This window comes from Enterobacter sp. 01-M-02-SI-ECC (assembly GCF_047530595.1).
In the GTDB taxonomy this organism is placed as follows: Bacteria; Pseudomonadota; Gammaproteobacteria; order Enterobacterales; family Enterobacteriaceae; genus Enterobacter; species Enterobacter cloacae_M.
This window is the reverse complement of record NZ_JBLKCZ010000015.1, coordinates 84,260-100,845: the sequence shown is the minus strand read 5'-3', so window position 1 is coordinate 100,845 and position 16,586 is coordinate 84,260. Positions and strand designations below refer to the sequence as shown.

Annotated in this window: 14 protein-coding genes; 10 read left to right on the top strand and 4 right to left on the bottom strand. The window is 43.1% G+C overall.

Annotated features, from left to right (window positions below; translation table 11 throughout):
- Positions 1-569: 569 nt before the first annotated feature.
- Positions 570-1,823, top strand: coding sequence for a ParA family protein (locus ACMWLG_RS17940; RefSeq protein WP_015063110.1), 1,254 nt, complete (start codon positions 570-572; stop codon positions 1,821-1,823).
- On the top strand, positions 1,820-2,824 hold the full coding sequence (locus tag ACMWLG_RS17935) for a ParB family protein (RefSeq protein ID WP_022652164.1): 1,005 nt from the start codon (positions 1,820-1,822) through the stop codon (positions 2,822-2,824). The genes ACMWLG_RS17940 and ACMWLG_RS17935 overlap by 4 nt, the downstream gene beginning before the upstream one ends.
- 185 nt (positions 2,825-3,009) lie before the next feature.
- On the opposite strand, the gene ACMWLG_RS17930 is transcribed toward ACMWLG_RS17935, so the two are convergent.
- The 4 genes from ACMWLG_RS17930 to ACMWLG_RS17915 are packed head-to-tail and all read right to left on the bottom strand — an operon-like array spanning position 3,010 to position 5,699.
- Positions 3,010-3,402 carry a hypothetical protein gene (locus ACMWLG_RS17930; RefSeq protein ID WP_022652165.1) on the bottom strand — a complete coding sequence of 131 codons (393 nt, stop codon included), beginning with the start codon at positions 3,400-3,402 and terminating at the stop codon, positions 3,010-3,012.
- Positions 3,399-3,920: a hypothetical protein gene (locus ACMWLG_RS17925; protein ID WP_015063113.1), complete on the bottom strand. Its 522-nt coding sequence runs from the start codon at positions 3,918-3,920 to the stop codon at positions 3,399-3,401. Before ACMWLG_RS17925 ends, ACMWLG_RS17930 begins: the two co-directional genes overlap by 4 nt.
- On the bottom strand, positions 3,913-4,752 hold the full coding sequence (locus ACMWLG_RS17920) for a hypothetical protein (RefSeq protein WP_015063114.1): 840 nt from the start codon (positions 4,750-4,752) through the stop codon (positions 3,913-3,915). Before ACMWLG_RS17920 ends, ACMWLG_RS17925 begins: the two co-directional genes overlap by 8 nt.
- Positions 4,752-5,699, bottom strand: a complete 948-nt coding sequence (locus ACMWLG_RS17915) for a metallophosphoesterase (protein WP_015063115.1) — start codon at positions 5,697-5,699, stop codon at positions 4,752-4,754. The genes ACMWLG_RS17920 and ACMWLG_RS17915 overlap by 1 nt, the downstream gene beginning before the upstream one ends.
- Positions 5,700-6,071: 372 nt before the next feature.
- On the opposite strand from ACMWLG_RS17915, the gene parM reads away from it, so the two are divergent.
- The 8 genes from parM to trhW all read left to right on the top strand — a co-directional run bounded on the left by parM (position 6,072) and on the right by trhW (position 16,517).
- Positions 6,072-7,106: a plasmid segregation protein ParM domain-containing protein gene (parM, locus tag ACMWLG_RS17910; RefSeq protein WP_015063116.1), complete on the top strand. Its 1,035-nt coding sequence runs from the start codon at positions 6,072-6,074 to the stop codon at positions 7,104-7,106.
- Positions 7,107-7,132: 26 nt separating this feature from the next.
- Positions 7,133-7,810 carry a hypothetical protein gene (locus tag ACMWLG_RS17905; RefSeq protein WP_015063117.1) on the top strand — a complete coding sequence of 226 codons (678 nt, stop codon included), beginning with the start codon at positions 7,133-7,135 and terminating at the stop codon, positions 7,808-7,810.
- 564 nt (positions 7,811-8,374) lie between these two features.
- Positions 8,375-8,827: a hypothetical protein gene (locus tag ACMWLG_RS17900; protein ID WP_015063118.1), complete on the top strand. Its 453-nt coding sequence runs from the start codon at positions 8,375-8,377 to the stop codon at positions 8,825-8,827.
- Positions 8,817-9,251 (top strand): hypothetical protein, encoded by a 435-nt coding sequence (locus tag ACMWLG_RS17895; protein ID WP_022652166.1) that lies wholly within the window; start codon positions 8,817-8,819, stop codon positions 9,249-9,251. Before ACMWLG_RS17900 ends, ACMWLG_RS17895 begins: the two co-directional genes overlap by 11 nt.
- A gap of 2 nt (positions 9,252-9,253) precedes the next feature.
- Positions 9,254-9,811, top strand: a complete 558-nt coding sequence (locus tag ACMWLG_RS17890; RefSeq protein ID WP_022652167.1) for a hypothetical protein — start codon at positions 9,254-9,256, stop codon at positions 9,809-9,811.
- 121 nt (positions 9,812-9,932) lie between these two features.
- Positions 9,933-14,231 (top strand): IncHI-type conjugal transfer protein RSP, encoded by a 4,299-nt coding sequence (gene rsp / locus ACMWLG_RS17885; RefSeq protein ID WP_040113304.1) that lies wholly within the window; start codon positions 9,933-9,935, stop codon positions 14,229-14,231.
- Positions 14,232-14,509: 278 nt separating this feature from the next.
- Positions 14,510-15,022 (top strand): IncHI-type conjugal transfer protein TrhF, encoded by a 513-nt coding sequence (gene trhF / locus ACMWLG_RS17880; RefSeq protein ID WP_015063122.1) that lies wholly within the window; start codon positions 14,510-14,512, stop codon positions 15,020-15,022.
- Positions 15,009-16,517, top strand: coding sequence for an IncHI-type conjugal transfer protein TrhW (gene trhW, locus ACMWLG_RS17875; RefSeq protein ID WP_015063123.1), 1,509 nt, complete (start codon positions 15,009-15,011; stop codon positions 16,515-16,517). The genes trhF and trhW overlap by 14 nt, the downstream gene beginning before the upstream one ends.
- The last annotated feature ends 69 nt before the right edge of the window (positions 16,518-16,586 follow it).

Below are 16,586 nucleotides of genomic sequence, written 5' to 3'. Positions count from 1 at the left end.
GCCGAATTCTGTCCGGGTGCCGGAGCATTCAACCTCCTTAATCGCCAGCCCAGGGCGGGATGCTGTTTGAGTGCCGGAACATTTAACCCCCTTAATCGCCAGCCAAGGGAGGGACGCTGTCCGGGTGTCGGAACATTTAACCCCCTTAATCGCCAGCCAAGGGAGGGACGCTGTCCGGGTGTCGGAACATTTAACCCCCTTAATCGCCAGCCCAGGGCGGGATGCTGTTTGAGTGCCGGAACATTTAACCCCGTTAATCGCCAGCCCAAAAAGAGATGCTTTTGAATACAGGGGAATTGACGTTAGTTGCCACATAGCTGACTCTTGTTAAGTCGGTAGTTTGCTATCGCCAATGTTGAAAGTCATTCCTTATAACTCTCTTTTTACACATAACAAAGTAAACCGATGAGGCTGATATCCCATAATCGACGAAAAAGAAACAGAACGTTAGCGTATAGTTAGAATTACGGTTACAATTAAACGCATAAGGCACGAATGTACGCATTATGCGTAAAGTGTACATATATGCGTTTAATTTCATTATTTAGGTTAAAAGGGATCGGAAGAGAATGAATCTAATTGATAAGATCGCCCTTGTCGGTCAACGAATGAAGAGCGAGCAGATTTCCCTGAAGGAGTCATTATTGGTCTCTTCAAGGGTTTCGGTCTCGGATGATAGTGTTGAAGGTGTAGATCGCCTCATCTATAACCATTGTTTGAATAAAAAAAATCTGTCAGATTTTTTTGGCAAGTCACGCGTCACCTTTAATAAAATCCTTGCCGATCTTGAAGATAGAGGTCTGGTTGGTGCTCCTATCTTTCAGAACAAAAACCATCTCTATACCAGGTGGGACGTCCAAAAAATCATGGATGCTCTGGGCTGTCCTCGGTACAGCGACTATTACCATAGCCGTGCAATCGTAACGCAGAACCATAAGGGCGGCACGGGTAAGAGTACAACTTCAGGGGCTCTTGCTGTAGCCGCAGCGCTTGATATGCATCTAAACGCAAGGACACTTTTGATCGAATGGGACCCACAAGGCTCAATTGGTAGCGGGATGATACAAAGTGTAGCGGAAGATGATGTTTTCCTCACTGCTATTGACGCCATCTTAGGGGTTTATGAAGAGGACTCAGATTACAAAAAATACCTTGATTTAGGGTATTCGGAAGAAGAAATCATTGAGAGTATGCCTTTTTCGACACACCTACCGAATCTTGATGTTATTACAGCATTTCCTACAGATGCGCGATTTAAAGATAAATACTGGCAGTGTTCCAGAGAAGAACGAACAGAGCTATTACTTCGATTCAAAGAAGTTATTCTGCCTGTTTTGAAGAAAAAATACGGCCTGATTATCATCGATACTCCACCAGAGGATTCGCCAATCACTTGGGCAGCTGATGAAGCCGCTGATGGCATTCTTGTTGCCGTATCACCTCGTGAATACGATTATGCTTCCACAACTGATTTCATGTTGACCATCAGCGAGCGTTTCAAACAATCGCCGAGCAAGGGCGAAAATCTGAGGTGGTTCAAAGTGCTGGCTGTTAACGTAGACGATAAGAGTCCATATGAAAAAATTGTTCTGGATAAACTGGTAAGAACAGTGCAGGAACTCTTTATGTCTGCAAATATTAAAAATTCCGAAGCGTTTAAAGCCGCAGCATCAAGGGGCAGAACCGTATTGGATATTAAAAAGTCTGAAGAGCTTTGCTCACCTAAGCAGCTTGATGTGGCTGAAGAATCTGTAATGGCGGTCTACCAGCAATTTATAAATGAGATTAAGAGTTTTTCTGTGAAAGAAAGGAGTAACGCATGAGTGATGAGCAGCATATCGGGAATGACAAATCCCGTTATATTAATGCACCTAAGCGTACTGAAGTCAGCCATCGCTCCGGGCTTCCAGGCCTGAAATCACAGCCTCGACTGAGGAAGCTGTTTGCTTTACATAATGGACGTAAGCTGGAAGCTGAACACATCATTGTACCGGCTGAGAAGGTGGAACTGGAAACCGCAGTACACCCTATGAACCCACGAAACCAGGAAGCTCTCACTGTAAATGCAGTTCGAGATATCCTGGAACAAATTAAGGTACGTGGTGTTGATACAGAAGGCGTTGCTGTCAAACGAAATGGGGTGTATCTGCTTATAGAGGGCAGTCGTAGGCGTTTCTGTTGTATTCAATCTGCGAAGGATTTGCCACTATGGGTGTTGCCGGATGAATTATCCCCGGAAGATATTAATTCCATCATTACAGCAGCACAGACATCACGGAGATTTTCTTACCGTGAAGTTGGATTCCAGTATTTACAGAAAATGAAAGACCTTGGATTTGCAACTAATGAAGAGCTTGCTAATTATCTCGGAATCAGCCATGTATCTGTTTCTAAGCGTATCCAGGCGGCGAAGATAGATAATTCTCTTATTGCTCTCTTTCCTGACTATGAAGGTATTCCTAACTCGTATTACAATCGCTTATCCCGACTACAGAAGTACGTCGAAAAGAATTTATTCTCTCTTGAGGAAGTTGTAGATAATGTTCGGGAGGAAATAAGGAGCTTGGATGTAACCGATATTTCCGAAGCACAGAAGACAGTAATAGATAAAATTACTACAGTAGTTGAACAGCTTGACATAAAACCTCCTAGCAAGGGGTGGGAAACTCGTGAATTAGCCGTGTTTGATAATAAAGATAAATATGCAAGGATTAGCAAAAATGCGTCTGGAAGAAAAATTAGGTTTGAATTTAATAGAATTAATAGCGAATTGATCGCAGAAATTGAGGAGTTTATAAAATCGAAGTTGAAAGAAAAAGAATAATTAAATTTTGCATTAATCCGCATCGCAAGGATGCGGATTTATTACTATGTTGACCTTAATTTCATTCCCTCCATTATCAATACTGTAAAGCCTTAATCATTCTAGATGCGTGTAACTGCATGATCTTTAGAACAAATATCCTTATAAATGAGATTGCAGGTCCCCATGACAGGGACCTAAATTAACTATTGAATGGGTTGATGTACAGGTTCAGAAAGAAAAGGCCTGAGATCTATGTGAACTGCTGCTGCATTACTGTCATTAATTACGTTTAAAGGGGCTTTACCTGGTAAAGACATTGTTGCAACGTCGGGACCTGAAACAGTAAAGTTATTTTCCGCGCTTGGCATTACTGTGAATATTTTTATTGCAACATTCTCATGCCGATACATAGATATCCCGAACGTGGAGCCTGCTTCAGTATTACTGACATCAACTTCAACCGGTGTCCTACCGATCACTTCATTGGTCAGTATATTTTTCACAATGGCACCATCAGGTGCTGTGTAGATGCGATAAGGATAAGCAAAAGCCACCTCGCAGCAGCAAATACAGATGACGGCCAATATAGATTTCATGATTGCTCCTGTTCCAAAAATGCAAGACTTAATGATTGCGTAACTAGCGTTGTGTTTGTTTCACCCGAGCCGGGAAATTCATATCTAATACTGAACAACAATGGCAATGTGGGTCCATCACTCGACTTTTGTGAAATTTTGGTAAATGCGTTATTAATAAACGTTAATTGGTCAGTGTTGTCGTAGCAAAGGCCGAGTAAACCAACAGTCGGAACAGTAAACAATGAAACTGAACCAGGTGTTAATAACAGTTTCCCACGCGATGAATAGGTGCAACGGCTTCCGGCTAGATTTAGATCCGATAACTCAATAAATTCCTTGGTACCATTCTTGGCGAGCAGCCAGACATCAGTGCCTGAACTCTCAATCAGAAAAGTAACTTTTCCGTCGGTATAGGATTCACTTTTGTTGCTCATCACAGGGTCGAAACCTACTGAGGGGAGGTCTGCAATTTTGCTTCCAACCGACTGACAGCCAGTCAAAAGACAGATAAAAATCACTCCGGCTGCTTTAATCATTACTAGCCCTCATAATCGTTTTCTGTATGGTGCTGATATCGAATTCTTCACCTGGGTAAACCGTCAAATTTTTGGAGAAATAATTAGAACCAACGAGGAAGCTGTTACGTTTACCAACCCAAACAAACTCTGAAAACATAAAAGACCTGAGTTTATCAGTCGCTATAATCTCGTAGGTATGTGAGGACGGTAATGATGCAGTCGCGACATCTGGGATTGTGACGGAAGAGTGAATTTTTTTGGGCACATTGAGACGTAGTGCGACTTCTGGTGAAGGGTCATACTCCTTTGAAAAATCCTGTGATTTTGAAGTTTGGGGGAGGGTGAATTTTTTACCCTGGTCTGGTCCAAAAATCGCAATAACGCTTTTATTCAATTTACTTACGGACACTATCGCCTGTAATGGGGTACTGGATAGGTCATTGACGAAAGAGATTGTCAGGCTGGAACCCGGCTCTAACCATAGAATTTTTTTACCGGCTGCATCTTCATCCAGGGATACAATATTTGATAACAAAACGCCATTTTTGGCTATAACGTCAAATGCAATTTTGGGTATCACAAGGTTCAAAGGCGTAAGTGTTGACTGATTTGCGATCTGGAGATAGTTACGCTTAGTCATGCTTGTTTTAATTACAGGTCTTTGTTGACCATTAACAAGCCACATACCGTCGACATATTTTGCAGAAATAGAAATAAATTCATAGTTAGCCTCAGATTTAGCAACTGACTGCTGAGAAGTAGGCATTGGTGTTTTAGTCGATGCGGTTGCATTGATTGATGGCCACACAAATGCCAGCACCGGTAAAATTATCAGTTTTAATTTCTGCATTATAAAGCAGCCTCTATGTTGTTATCTTTTAAATCCAGGTCAAGTGGTGTTGTGTTTTGTGTGTAAATGCCGTTCTTATTAAGGATCATTTGGTGGCAAATTAGGGTTGGTGTTGAGGCCAGTATCAACTCGACCAGCGTTATTGCCGGAACTGTAGTACGAGGTATACCTGGGGCTAGTAGTGCTGGATCGCTAATTGCTGACATGAACAGCGAGCCAGTATTGATATGGAGACAGTTGCCGACGAGTACAGGTAAGTTAGTCAAAGGTAACCCATGAGCCTTTCTGATGCTATTGACCGGATTCCGACCCAGTACAACGAGGTTGACATCGCTAATATTCATTGGGCTGACTGCGTGATCCATACCAAAAAGAAACTGACTCTGAAAGATATTCACGTTTGCCTGATTAAACGCGAGGAGAGCGTTATAGGTATTGTCGAAACCCTGTCGTATGTCCGTGTAGTCGGATGGACAAACACCGATAGTAATATTTCCTTTAAAAAGCACCTTCATCACCGTGGCCAGCTGGGTGGAGAGCAGTTTGCTGATCTCCTCTTCAAGATAACTGCGGTTAATTTGTTTATGCCAACGTCCGCCTCTTGCACACCACCGTTCGTTAAGAAATGTGCTTGGGTAATAAGTCCTACGATCATTATTTGTGGGTAAGAGCTTCTTCATCATCTCTTCACCAGCCCCGGCTGCTGAGAACACTCGCACAGAACGTCCATCAAAAATACCAGTGTTTATCGCTGTCATTAACTCCATGGGCTCAGGACCATAATCAAAGAGATTCCCGGTAGGGAAAATGATTAGTTCCTCATCTGGGCTCGATATCGAATGGATAAGATTACAAAGCGTCGAATAATGTCCATGGGGGTCTGCCAGAAAGAAAACCCTTCCGGAATAATTAGTCAGGTCAATTGTCTGGACGTGCTCAGATGCCATAAATGCCTCTTCTAGAAAGTACAGTAATAATACCGGATGAGTGTCGGCAATATTTTCGTTAAGAGGGCTAATTTCTGCGCTTAGGCAAAATAGAAGTTGAATTCATCTGTAGTATCCGCACAGAGAGACTTTTAAGTGCCGTCTTTGGATAGGATTTTTTAGTGTCGTAAAGCTGAAGAAAACGTCATTTATGTGTGTTTTTATCAAGTGTACATAAAGTAGAGCAAGACAATTTTTAAAAACGAAGGATTCTTTTTTAACAATAACTTACGTGTGTTTCTTGCCTCGTTTTTGTTGACCTAAAGCAACCATTAGTGTATAAATCCCATATCAAAAGTGGTGGGTTAATTAAACCAATTCGAGGGGTTCTGCATGACTGAATTAGTAAAAACAAAACTGGCTGTAGCTGAATCAAACTCTACTGAATTAGAGACACTTAAAGTTGTTATTGATGATGGTAGTAAAGCGGCAAAACTGGTTTGTGTTAACAATCAAGGTGACCTTGTTCCCTTATTGACTCAAAATAGTTTCGTTGCAGATTTCCGGGTAAGCCATGACGGGCTTATTCCGTTTAATTACCTTATTGATGGCCTTCAACGATTCTCTCATCACAGTGAATCTAGTAATGCCCTTGAAACTACCGACGTTGCGCATCAGTACGATGAGATCAGTCGTCTGAATGTTCACCATGCTCTTCATTCCTCTGGTTTAGAGCCGCAGGATGTTCATCTCTATGTAACATTGCCACTTAGTCAGTTTTATACCGCTTTGGGTGAAACCAATGACGAAAACATCCAACGGAAAAAAGACAACCTGATGAAGCCGGTTGAACGTTATATTGATGGTAAGCGTGTTTCATTTAATGTTGTTTCAGTTACCGTGTTTCCTGAGTCACTTCCGGCGGTAACTCGTGCAGATGAAATTGAGTTAATTGAATCTTTTGAATCAAGCCTGGTTATCGATTTAGGTGGGACAACACTTGATGTAGCAAGCATTACTGGTCAGCTGGAACAGATCTCCCGAGTCAAGGGTTTTGACCGTATTGGTTGTTCTATCGTATATGATGAAGTCCGTCGTTATCTGGATTCTTCAAAGCTGAACGCAAGCTACGCGTATATTCAACACTTGGTCGACAATCGTGATAACAAAGCCTCACTAAAGGTTTCTTCCGATGATCTTGATGGTGTCTTCCAAGCCGTAAATAGTGCCGTAGCGCAACTTCAAGAAAAAGTGATCAAAGCAGTCACTCAGGTGGAAGAACGTCCGCACAATGTATTCCTAGTCGGTGGGGGTTCTTACCTGATTGAACCGGCAGTGCGTGAACATTTTGATAAATCGAAAATCATCATGGTAGATAATCCGCAATTCGCTCTCTCACTGGCTATTGCAGATACTGTTTTTGCGTGATGATGGTTTTGTAAAGGGGGGGGGGTATGACAAAAAAAACTGAGAAGGAAAACGATCGCATCCAGATTAGCGCGTTTTGGTTATCGGAAAGGCAATCTCCGTATGCCTATAATTTTCTAAAAAAAAGTGACTTAACACATCGTGGCGAACAGCTTTCCATAATAAGGTCTGCAATCACTACGGGGTTAGTGCTAAATAACCTCTTCCCCGAGCTATCAAGTTTTATTAATGGACTGAATGAGAGATTAACGGCTGCTGATCTAAATCGGTTTTTTAATGATGAATTTAAAAAGAGTGATTTAAGTAATGAACAGTTGAAAGAACAAATAAGTCTTATGCTTGATTCGAAATTCAACGATTTAATTTTAAAGATTAATAATTGCAAGAATCCTGCTGCTGTATTTTCAACTAATTGTCAAACTGATGTCAGTGATGCAGTAAAGCCTGAGACAGCAAAGGAACAGCGGTTGGAATTAATGTCTACAGAACTGGCCAAAAACTCCATGCCTGTGACTGTAGAGACCTTGCCGCCTGTTGCGATCGCAAATCAGAATGATTCAGTTCTAAAAACTAATCATGGTTCTCCGGACGTTAACTTAGCTCAAACCGAAACCATGGCGCTCAGTGAACAAGCGCAAGTGCAGGGTGTGACAACAAAGCAGAAGAAAAGGGCAAATGCAAACCTCGCAAATCTTGCAAAGTAAATATAGAAGTATCAATTGATTAAAATTTGTAATCTCTCAAAAAAGTCAGCTTACCAGCTGGCTTTTTTGTTGGTATATTATTAGTAGATGAGGTTGGATGGTGAACCGGTTACATGTAGTTAATGGAACACTCAATGCTGCATAGCAAGTTAAATAATTTCGTAGAATTATAGATCCAACTCAAAAACTCATTATGAACCTCTTTGGTTGTTTCAGGTCTAACCAGTTTGTTTTATGAAACCTAATTTTAGTTATGTATACTACTAAAAAAAAGGTGGTTTAGCTCCTGTTTATGGTTGTTCGTTTGCACGATTTAAGAACAGGTGTTAAAACGGGTACAGATTTGTCCTAAAGTATTGGTTGAAGTAAGAAATATCTTACTAAAATTGGTACTTATTTATTATTTTATGTAAAAAATCTCTATGCTTTACTGGTCAAGTTAGGTTTTTTTGTTACCCTAGCACCCTATGATCCTAAGAGTTTCTGCCGTGCAATCTGGATGAGCGTAAAGAAACTAACGGCATCATGTGTAACTGTTTGATTATTATAATGAAGGCTGACTGAATGTTATCACGCAACTCACTAATACATGGTTTACGTCGAGATCAGTTAATCGAAGTTCTGTCTATTTCTGAATTCCCAGTTGTCCTGGTCGAGAATCCCTTCATTCAGCCTGAATCAACGGGCAAAAAACCTGTAATTTTTAATATTGATGAATTTCATGTTTCTATCGCTCCAATTTCCTCCCTTAAGTACGACTGGGAATGGGCTCCAATTGATACAATACTCATCGAAGTGGTCATTCCACCTGCGGAAGCAGACCTCGTAAGCGCCGAGAATGATTTTCTTCGCGATGCGGGTATTGGCCATATTCAATGCGAGCCTGGTGGTGTATCGATACGCCGTACAGTGACATTTGTTGGTGGTATCACCGCCGACAATTTGCTGTATCAGCTTAGGCTTATGTGCGTGAGTGCTTTACACCTGATTGGAGAGGAACTGGAGGATGAAAGTTAATTACAAGAAACTATTACCTCTTGTAGTGCTCGGTTTAACAATTGCGGGGGCTTACTCGCTTTTCAACGCAAGACCGGCGGAGCCCGACTTGTACGATTTTACTGGCAAAGTTCTTAAAGCCACGTCTGTTTTCCAACCCTGTGATAAAGAATCCACACCTTCGTTAAACGTTAAAATTGCAGATAACGGAAACATACATATCAATGGTGTTGCATCAAAAGTTACTTTTGTTGAAAAAGTTTCGCCTGATGAAATTTCTGTTAAGTGTGCTGGGTTACCAATCAAAAATGCTCGGCTTGTGCATACGAGCTCTTACACCATGATAATTTCGGAAGGAAAAGGTGGTTTTGTTATTTCGGATTTGATACGCATCCAGGATAATGAAGTCATCTCCGGTATATGGTTCTTTAAGAAGAGAGCATAGCAATGAAAGAACTGGAAGCTATTGGAACGAAGGCTCTACGGGCTAGGGTCTTCAGCCAGTCAGTGGCGATGGCATTTGAAGTGAACGTCGACATAAGTCGGTCTGCTGATAATTCAGCCTTCATAAGCGAGGCTGAAAAATATTACCTTACTCTCCAATTCGCCCCTCCGGCTGACAATAGAGAATATGGGTGGAATTCAGAGGGAAGTATTCTCATGAAACTATCCCAAAACGAAGCCATGGCGCTGGCTTCTGTCTTCCTGAGAATTAAACCTACACTTAAAATTGAAAAGAGAAAAACCACGCATCGCACACACCAGGCTTACAAAAATATCACTATCGGCCCAAATGACCGTGGGGGCTTGTTAGTCACGTCAGGCATTGTTCCGGTCGAAAGGGGTTCATTTAAACCCATAAATTATAATCTTCCCGTAACGCAAATGGATTGTGTTTCAACAGGACTTTTTTTGCTTGGATTCTTGACGCTTAAGATGCCATGGGTATCCTCAGAATCGATAATAACTGCTCTGCGCCTTTCGGAGTCGAAAAGCTGTCAGTGAGTTAAAAATCTTCAATTTTTAGCAAAAAATTAATATTTTTTTTTCCTCTTAACGAACAAGATTTCAGATTTTTTTATCGTAGAGTAATTTTAATTCTGCGTAAAAAAAACAGGTGTTCGTCATGAGAAAATCAGGTTTATGTTTAACCCTGTTGTTTTCTTTAATTGCCTCGATTAAGTCGGTACATGCCGAGGCAATTATGATTTCCGGAAAACTCCAGGCTGATATGCCTGCCGTCACGTTTAATCCCGGCCCGGGCGATTTTGTTGCATTCGTAAACAATAATATAATTACTGCCTCAGGCTCTGGAACCGCATGTAATGTGACGGTTGATGATCGTGCGACATCAACGGTGGATAATCTTGTCTGCTTCTTTGAGTGGCTTCCAAATAGCTCTGGATTTACTGCTAACGGGTTCACGTTAACCGGGATTCCAAACAGCTCAGGAGACCTAAAACTCCCTTACAAAATTTCCTATTTTTCCGGTACAGAAAGGCAAAAAGTAGAAGTAGTGAAAGGGGAGTATACAGTTAATGCTCTCGTACCGGTTAAACCGACGATCACCGGCCTAAAGTCGTCTATGAATGGGCTGGTTCAAGAGGGTTACACACTTAAATCTTATATTAAGGATGAAGTGATCAGGAGTTTTGCCGTCTCAGTAGAACCCCGCAATTTTGTGCAATATATTTCTATCGGATCGGGTTCTGCCTGTGAAGTCCCTATTGGTGGGACCAGTTGCACGATCGATGTAGGAAGTATTAAAGTAAGTGATTCGGATTTATTGATAGGTTCACGGGAAATAACTGTCACCGCTAATTCGAAAAATAATTACTTTGCCCCTCCTGAAGCGCAAAAGCTTACGCTGACCTGGGACTACCGTCCTCCTGTTGTTGACCATACTCTCTGGAATTTCACTGATGAAGCTAAAACTATCAGTATTGGCGGTCAGCAAATCTATACCGGCGCTAAAACGGTAGCTGTAGCCGTCAAAGTGCCCCAGGAAGAGACTGAAGGCGAGTGGTGGCTACCAACAGCTATGACGCTGACGATGGTGCCGGACGGGGTTTTCAAGCCGACAACAAAAGTAACTTTGGATGACGGTACGGTTATCGACTTTAAGCAATCCTGGGTAACACCGATACGGCGTACCCTCCAGCCCGTGAGCGGACCCCAGAAGGTCGGCGATGAGTATCTGTATATCTTTGACTTAACAGACCTGACGAATGGCTCTTATGCCGCCACGTTCACTATAGAGAATACTAGCAAGAATACGTCTACGTACAATGAGCCCGAAAGCAAACTGATGCTTTCTGATAACCCCACACTCATGGTACTTAAGGATGGGGCAGCGCTGGCAAAACGAGCACCTGTTTATTTCTTAAATGAAATTATTGTTGCCGCATTCCAGGGGCAGGCCGGGGTTGCGGATATTAAAGCCGTTACTATCGATAACAAAGTTGTTGAACTCACCCCAACGAACTACAAAGGCATTTATTATCTGCCGGTGGGGGATGATCTAGATGTGAATGCTGACCACGAAATCACAGTCGTGGCGGAAAACCTGTATGGCAAGATTGTGACATTCAATACCACTTTCACGTATCAACCGACAGGGTTTGCGCTTAAAAACTTAGAAAAAGACGTCACCTTGTATTCTCGCGTTCGGCAATATACCGATCTGATGAGTCAGACAGCCGGTGATAAATGCACTCTCTTTACTACGGAAGAGAACGCGCAGGCTTATCTTGAGTGGTATGGCGGCAAATCTGATATCACTGCCTGTTACCCTCAGTGGAACAATGTACCGGACGGGCTTGAATTTTACTTTAAAGGCAGGACGCCAGGACTTACGGGGTTCTTCAATAAAACTGGCGAAAACCTGCTCGATTACCAAGTCTATATGATAAACGGTAGAGGCTCTAAAGCTGTGTCGGCCAAATACCGCCGCGTATTGACAACTCAACTGCCATATAACCCAATCCTTACTTACAAGAAAAATAAGTTGGTAACTGGGATCAACCCTAACACTGCACTAGCGTACACGACAGGTGGGGAAGCTGCTCGCCTCTTGGCAAAAGTGGTACCTGCTGATGTGACAGTCTATGTTTCGCAAAACGGGGGTGAGAACACAAAAACGACGTTTAAAAACCGTTCATCAAACAACGATGCAACTACATTCGTTCAGCGTCTGAAAGTAGCCGCAGCCCCACTGTGGACGAAAAATGTATTCGACATTGCTGTAGAGTACTCGAAGGACCCGACAATGCGGACCGCCGATACACTTAACGTGTATACGGTCCCCGACTTCAGCATTCGGGCTACGATGGAAGTCGAAGACAAAAAGACGGCTACTACAATGGAATTACCGTTGAAGGTGTCAGTTGGGCGCTATAACAATTCAACTCGCAAAAGCTCATTTAGCCGGACGACAATGGGTGACTGGGATGTAACCATTTACGCTCAGAAAAGTATCTATGGTAAAGATCCAGAAACAGGCCGTTTTAAAACGACGTATGAACGTACCCCATTAACCGAGGCATTGCCGGTGAATGATGCCGGGGTAGTCGAAACAAAAATCAAAATCGAGAATATGGACCTTGGGAACATGCGTCTTGTCGGGATAGCTAAAGTCCGTTCGCCTTTCGCTGATTTTGAATTGACCCGGGAAACAAGTGCGGTCGGCATACGTGTGTATAAGGGTGAAGAGCTGGAGGGTAATCTCTCAAAGAGCCTGATTATCGGCCGTATCCCGCTCAGTACGCTTGTGAACTTCAAATCGGCCAGCACAGCTAACTCTGATGCGCTTGCTCCTACCGAGTGGCAGGAGTCGTCAGACAATGGGCAGACATGGACGATGCTTTCGGACATGACTGGGAAGAGAAGTATTTCAATCAGAAAAACTGACGTCGGTAAGTGGCTCTACAGGGCCAAGATGACCAACAAGTTTACGTCAAAAGTGTCTTATAGCGACGTGCTGACAGTTGTAACGTACAAACAGCCTAAGCTAAGTATTGATGTTGCGGAAATTCTTGAAGGCGATGATTTACCAGTCTCGTTGCTGGATAATGATGAGCCGATTCCGCAGGGTACGGCTGAAGTAATGTGGTCGGAAGATAAAATTAATTGGGTCGCGGGTGACACTACCTATACCGTGACTGCCGCTGAGAAGCTTCCGCCAACTATCTACGCCCGGATGCGCTATCTGGATTCAGACGACCTGGCTGAAGAGTCCTCCTGGAAAGAGACGTCTGCGCGGTTAACGGTCGCTAAACCCAAGCGCCTTTCCGTTTCAGTGAGCAGCATTTCAAAGGTAGAGGTGGGAAGTAAAGTTACTTTAGATGGTAAATACTCCAACCCGAACAGTCGGTACCAGAACGGAAATGACGTCATTGAAGAATGGACTGCCCCTGACGGACAGAAAATCAGAGGGCCTAAGTTGTCGATGACGCTGACAGAGGAGATGCTGGATAAGCAAGGCTATGCGGCATTTACATACAGTGCATGGCTCGCTGACAGCAAGGAAAGTACCATTTCCACGCGGAAAGTATCGATTAAGTCCTGGGTGTATAAGTTCCCTGAAATGAAAGTCAGTACGAAGCTAAAATACACTATGGCCCCGTCGACCTTACACGTCGCCCTGACCGGAATAAAAGACGGTGACTATCCGGGAGTAACTTATTCACGGGAGTGGATCTACGATAAGGAAAATATCTCCATTTCAAAAGATGAAGGAGATACGAAAGAGTTTGCAATTGCGAAGCCGGGTAAATATACGTTGATGATCGTTTTCCGCGATAACCGTAATAACGAACAGCGTATTGAAAATACCTTCGTCGTCGATGAGCAAACTCCGATGACTGTTGAAATGACCCCAAAATTCTCTAATAAGTTCATGAGGGCTCCTCTTGATGTCACACTAAGATCTAATATTAAACTGGCGCACTCTGCTGACAGTATTGATACGGTGACGTATAAAGTAAATGGAGAGGTTGTCCAGGGTAGTAAAAACTATTGGGCTCAGGGAATTCCCGGTCTTACTGAGAAAAAATATGAAATCACGCTGGATGTTGTCAGTAAAATGGGACAGCGTGGTACAGCATCAGTAGATTTTGATGTTGTAAAAAACGCCGCTCCGCAATGTGTGCTAAGCCATACAGAATCCAATATGAGCTGGAGTTTCACAAATAAATGTGTCGATACTGATGGCAAACTGGTTCGTTATGAATGGTATATCAATGATGAACTAAGGAATGTTTTTGGCAGCACTGCGACACTATCGAAAAATCTTAATCGTGGGAAGCAAGATATCCGTGTAGTCGCATATGATGATAGTGGAGATTCAGCAACACAGCGCACGGTCGTATATGGCCCAGATGAGGAAAAATCAAAGGCTGTAGAAACAACTGGTACATCGCAGTAAGACAAATTTATGTACTGAAATAGAAGCCGGGACAGTAATGTCCCGGCTTTTTGTCTTTGGTCTTTTGAATTGATTTCGTCGGAAAAGTTACTTTGCATGAACGGTGATACAAGTCTCATGAATCACCAATCAATGGCAATAATGAAAGAAAAAGAGGGGCGTAAATTATCAGAAATAACTGGCTTTGTAGAAATAATGACGGTCCAAAACATGGATAATAGGTATTAAGGTAATGTAAAAATTAGTCCTTTGGTTCCGGTATCTGAGAGAAGCAGGTTATGAGCGAATACATACCTAAGAAGCGTGGGTTACTGAGTTTTGATTGGTACGTGCCGATCAATTTGGCAATTCTGATACTGGTACTGGCCATCTTCTTTACTCGATTTACATTTGGACATGGGCTATTAAATGGTTGTTTACCTGCTGATTTTTACATGATTGACTTGAAGGATAAATCTGTCAAGGCAGGAAACATCATTGCATTTCATATGCCAAAATCAGTCCGATTTATACGTGAAAATGAGAAGGTTATTAAAATTGTGGCGGGGGTAGGCGGAGATCGCCTAAGAGTCACAATGGATGGCGTTTATAACGGGAGCAAGTTTTATAAAGCTAATGCCAGACGTATTTCAATGAAATACAACATACCTGCTGAGTCTATTGAAAGAGAATTAACTATTCCGAAAGGAGAAGTTTTTTTAATTGGCCAAACGGATCACTCATGGGACTCACGATTTTGGGGGCCGGTTAAGTTGACTTCAGTTATTGGGAAAACATATGCGATCTATTGAATTAAAAACAACGATTAAGCCTCTGGCCACCTGCCTGGCGTTTTACGCCTTGATGTCCACCGCTACGGCTAGCCCCCAGTATCAACAGGTTGCTGACGACATTGCTAGGCAAGCTCAAGTATTGGGCGCTCAGTCAACGCCGCCGGAAACAGCAGAAGGCCCGCTCTCGTCAGGCTCTCTGGATTCTCCGGATGTCCAGAAGTACGTCCGCCAGGCTGAAGCTTTGAAGCAAAACAGGGACATCAGTCAGCCAACGAATCGGGGCTATGTACCGGGTATGAATGCTGACAGTGTGCAGGCGGTTATCGATCATACTCAGGCTATACGCGCTCAGAATAATAATTCTGAAGCAGTTAATGACATTATTCGCAGACGTGATGAAATTCAGGGAAATATTCAGCTGAACGACTCAGCACTGAAGTCTGTCGAAAATAAACCAGAAGTAATGCGCAGCCAGTCGACGAATATCGAAAAAATGTTTGGTACCTCAGGGATCACCGCCGCTGACTTCGAACGAAAAATAGATAGCAGACGGGAAGAGGTGCTTTCGACAGAAAACGGTATCACTATCTTTGCGTCATTTAGCCTGCCTGATTACGTCCTAGAAGATCTACTCCGTACCGCGTCACAAAATAAGGCGAGAGTGGTTTTTAATGGTCTGAAGAAAGGCACGACGCGTCTTCCGGAGACTCAGGCTGCAATCAATCAGTTGGTGGTGAAGGGGAAGTTTGACTCTCCACTGATTACGATTGACCCTGATGCGTTTGACCAGTACCAGGTCACGCAGGTCCCGACAATTATCTCCCGTGAGGAATCCCGATTCGCTAAAATGGTCGGTTCGTTTAACGTTGATTTCTTCCAGCGAGAACTGGCCAGAAATCCCGATCAGGATATTTTACCTAATGCTGGTACGACCTATCCGGTCGAAGAGAAAAGCATTATTAAAGAGCTCGAAGAGCGAGCACAAAAGTATGACTGGGAGGGCGCCAAGAAGCGAGCTGTTGCAGACACATGGAAGAACCAATTCATGGTTAATCTGCCTCCGGCTCAGGAGCACAAGGAATGGTTAATTGACCCGACTATCAGGGTCACTCAGGACGTGAAAGATAAGCAGGGCCGCGTCATTGCTTCTGCGGGCGAGCTGATTAACCCGCTGAGCAGGTTCCCGCAGAACCTCACCATGATAATTTTTGACCCATTGAATCCGGGGCAGCTTGATTGGGCTGAGAAGCAATATCGCCAACTTCTTGGCAGCGGACAGGTTATGCCGATGTTTACGCGAATTAAACAGGAAAATGGTTGGGACCATCTGAATGATCTGCGCGAGAAATTTAACGGGAAAGTATTCAAAGTCAATGAGCAAATTATTTCCCGCTTCCAGATTAAAAACACTCCAGTGTTGATTTCAACTGAAAAAGATAAATTCCGGATAACGCAATTCAGTGAAGCTGAAATACGTGGTGTTGGAGAAAAAATCTCGGCAGAGGAGAACTGATATGAAGATCGGATTTATTTTAGGGGCGCTGCTGGCCACATGGCTGACTCTGAATTACCCGGACCTGAT

Excerpts from the sequence above, each read along its gene's own strand:
- ACMWLG_RS17935 (WP_022652164.1), top strand. The coding sequence starts at position 1,820 with ATGAGTGATGAGCAGCATATCGGGAATGACAAATCCCGTTATATTAAT.
- trhF (WP_015063122.1), top strand. The coding sequence starts at position 14,510 with ATGAGCGAATACATACCTAAGAAGCGTGGGTTACTGAGTTTTGATTGG.
- ACMWLG_RS17895 (WP_022652166.1), top strand. The coding sequence starts at position 8,817 with ATGAAAGTTAATTACAAGAAACTATTACCTCTTGTAGTGCTCGGTTTA.
- ACMWLG_RS17915 (WP_015063115.1), bottom strand. The coding sequence starts at position 5,699 with ATGGCATCTGAGCACGTCCAGACAATTGACCTGACTAATTATTCCGGA.
- ACMWLG_RS17905 (WP_015063117.1), top strand. The coding sequence starts at position 7,133 with ATGACAAAAAAAACTGAGAAGGAAAACGATCGCATCCAGATTAGCGCG.
- rsp (WP_040113304.1), top strand. The coding sequence starts at position 9,933 with ATGAGAAAATCAGGTTTATGTTTAACCCTGTTGTTTTCTTTAATTGCC.
- ACMWLG_RS17930 (WP_022652165.1), bottom strand. The coding sequence starts at position 3,402 with ATGAAATCTATATTGGCCGTCATCTGTATTTGCTGCTGCGAGGTGGCT.
- ACMWLG_RS17920 (WP_015063114.1), bottom strand. The coding sequence starts at position 4,752 with ATGCAGAAATTAAAACTGATAATTTTACCGGTGCTGGCATTTGTGTGG.
- ACMWLG_RS17925 (WP_015063113.1), bottom strand. The coding sequence starts at position 3,920 with ATGATTAAAGCAGCCGGAGTGATTTTTATCTGTCTTTTGACTGGCTGT.
- ACMWLG_RS17890 (WP_022652167.1), top strand. The coding sequence starts at position 9,254 with ATGAAAGAACTGGAAGCTATTGGAACGAAGGCTCTACGGGCTAGGGTC.
- ACMWLG_RS17940 (WP_015063110.1), top strand. The coding sequence starts at position 570 with ATGAATCTAATTGATAAGATCGCCCTTGTCGGTCAACGAATGAAGAGC.
- parM (WP_015063116.1), top strand. The coding sequence starts at position 6,072 with ATGACTGAATTAGTAAAAACAAAACTGGCTGTAGCTGAATCAAACTCT.
- ACMWLG_RS17900 (WP_015063118.1), top strand. The coding sequence starts at position 8,375 with ATGTTATCACGCAACTCACTAATACATGGTTTACGTCGAGATCAGTTA.
- trhW (WP_015063123.1), top strand. The coding sequence starts at position 15,009 with ATGCGATCTATTGAATTAAAAACAACGATTAAGCCTCTGGCCACCTGC.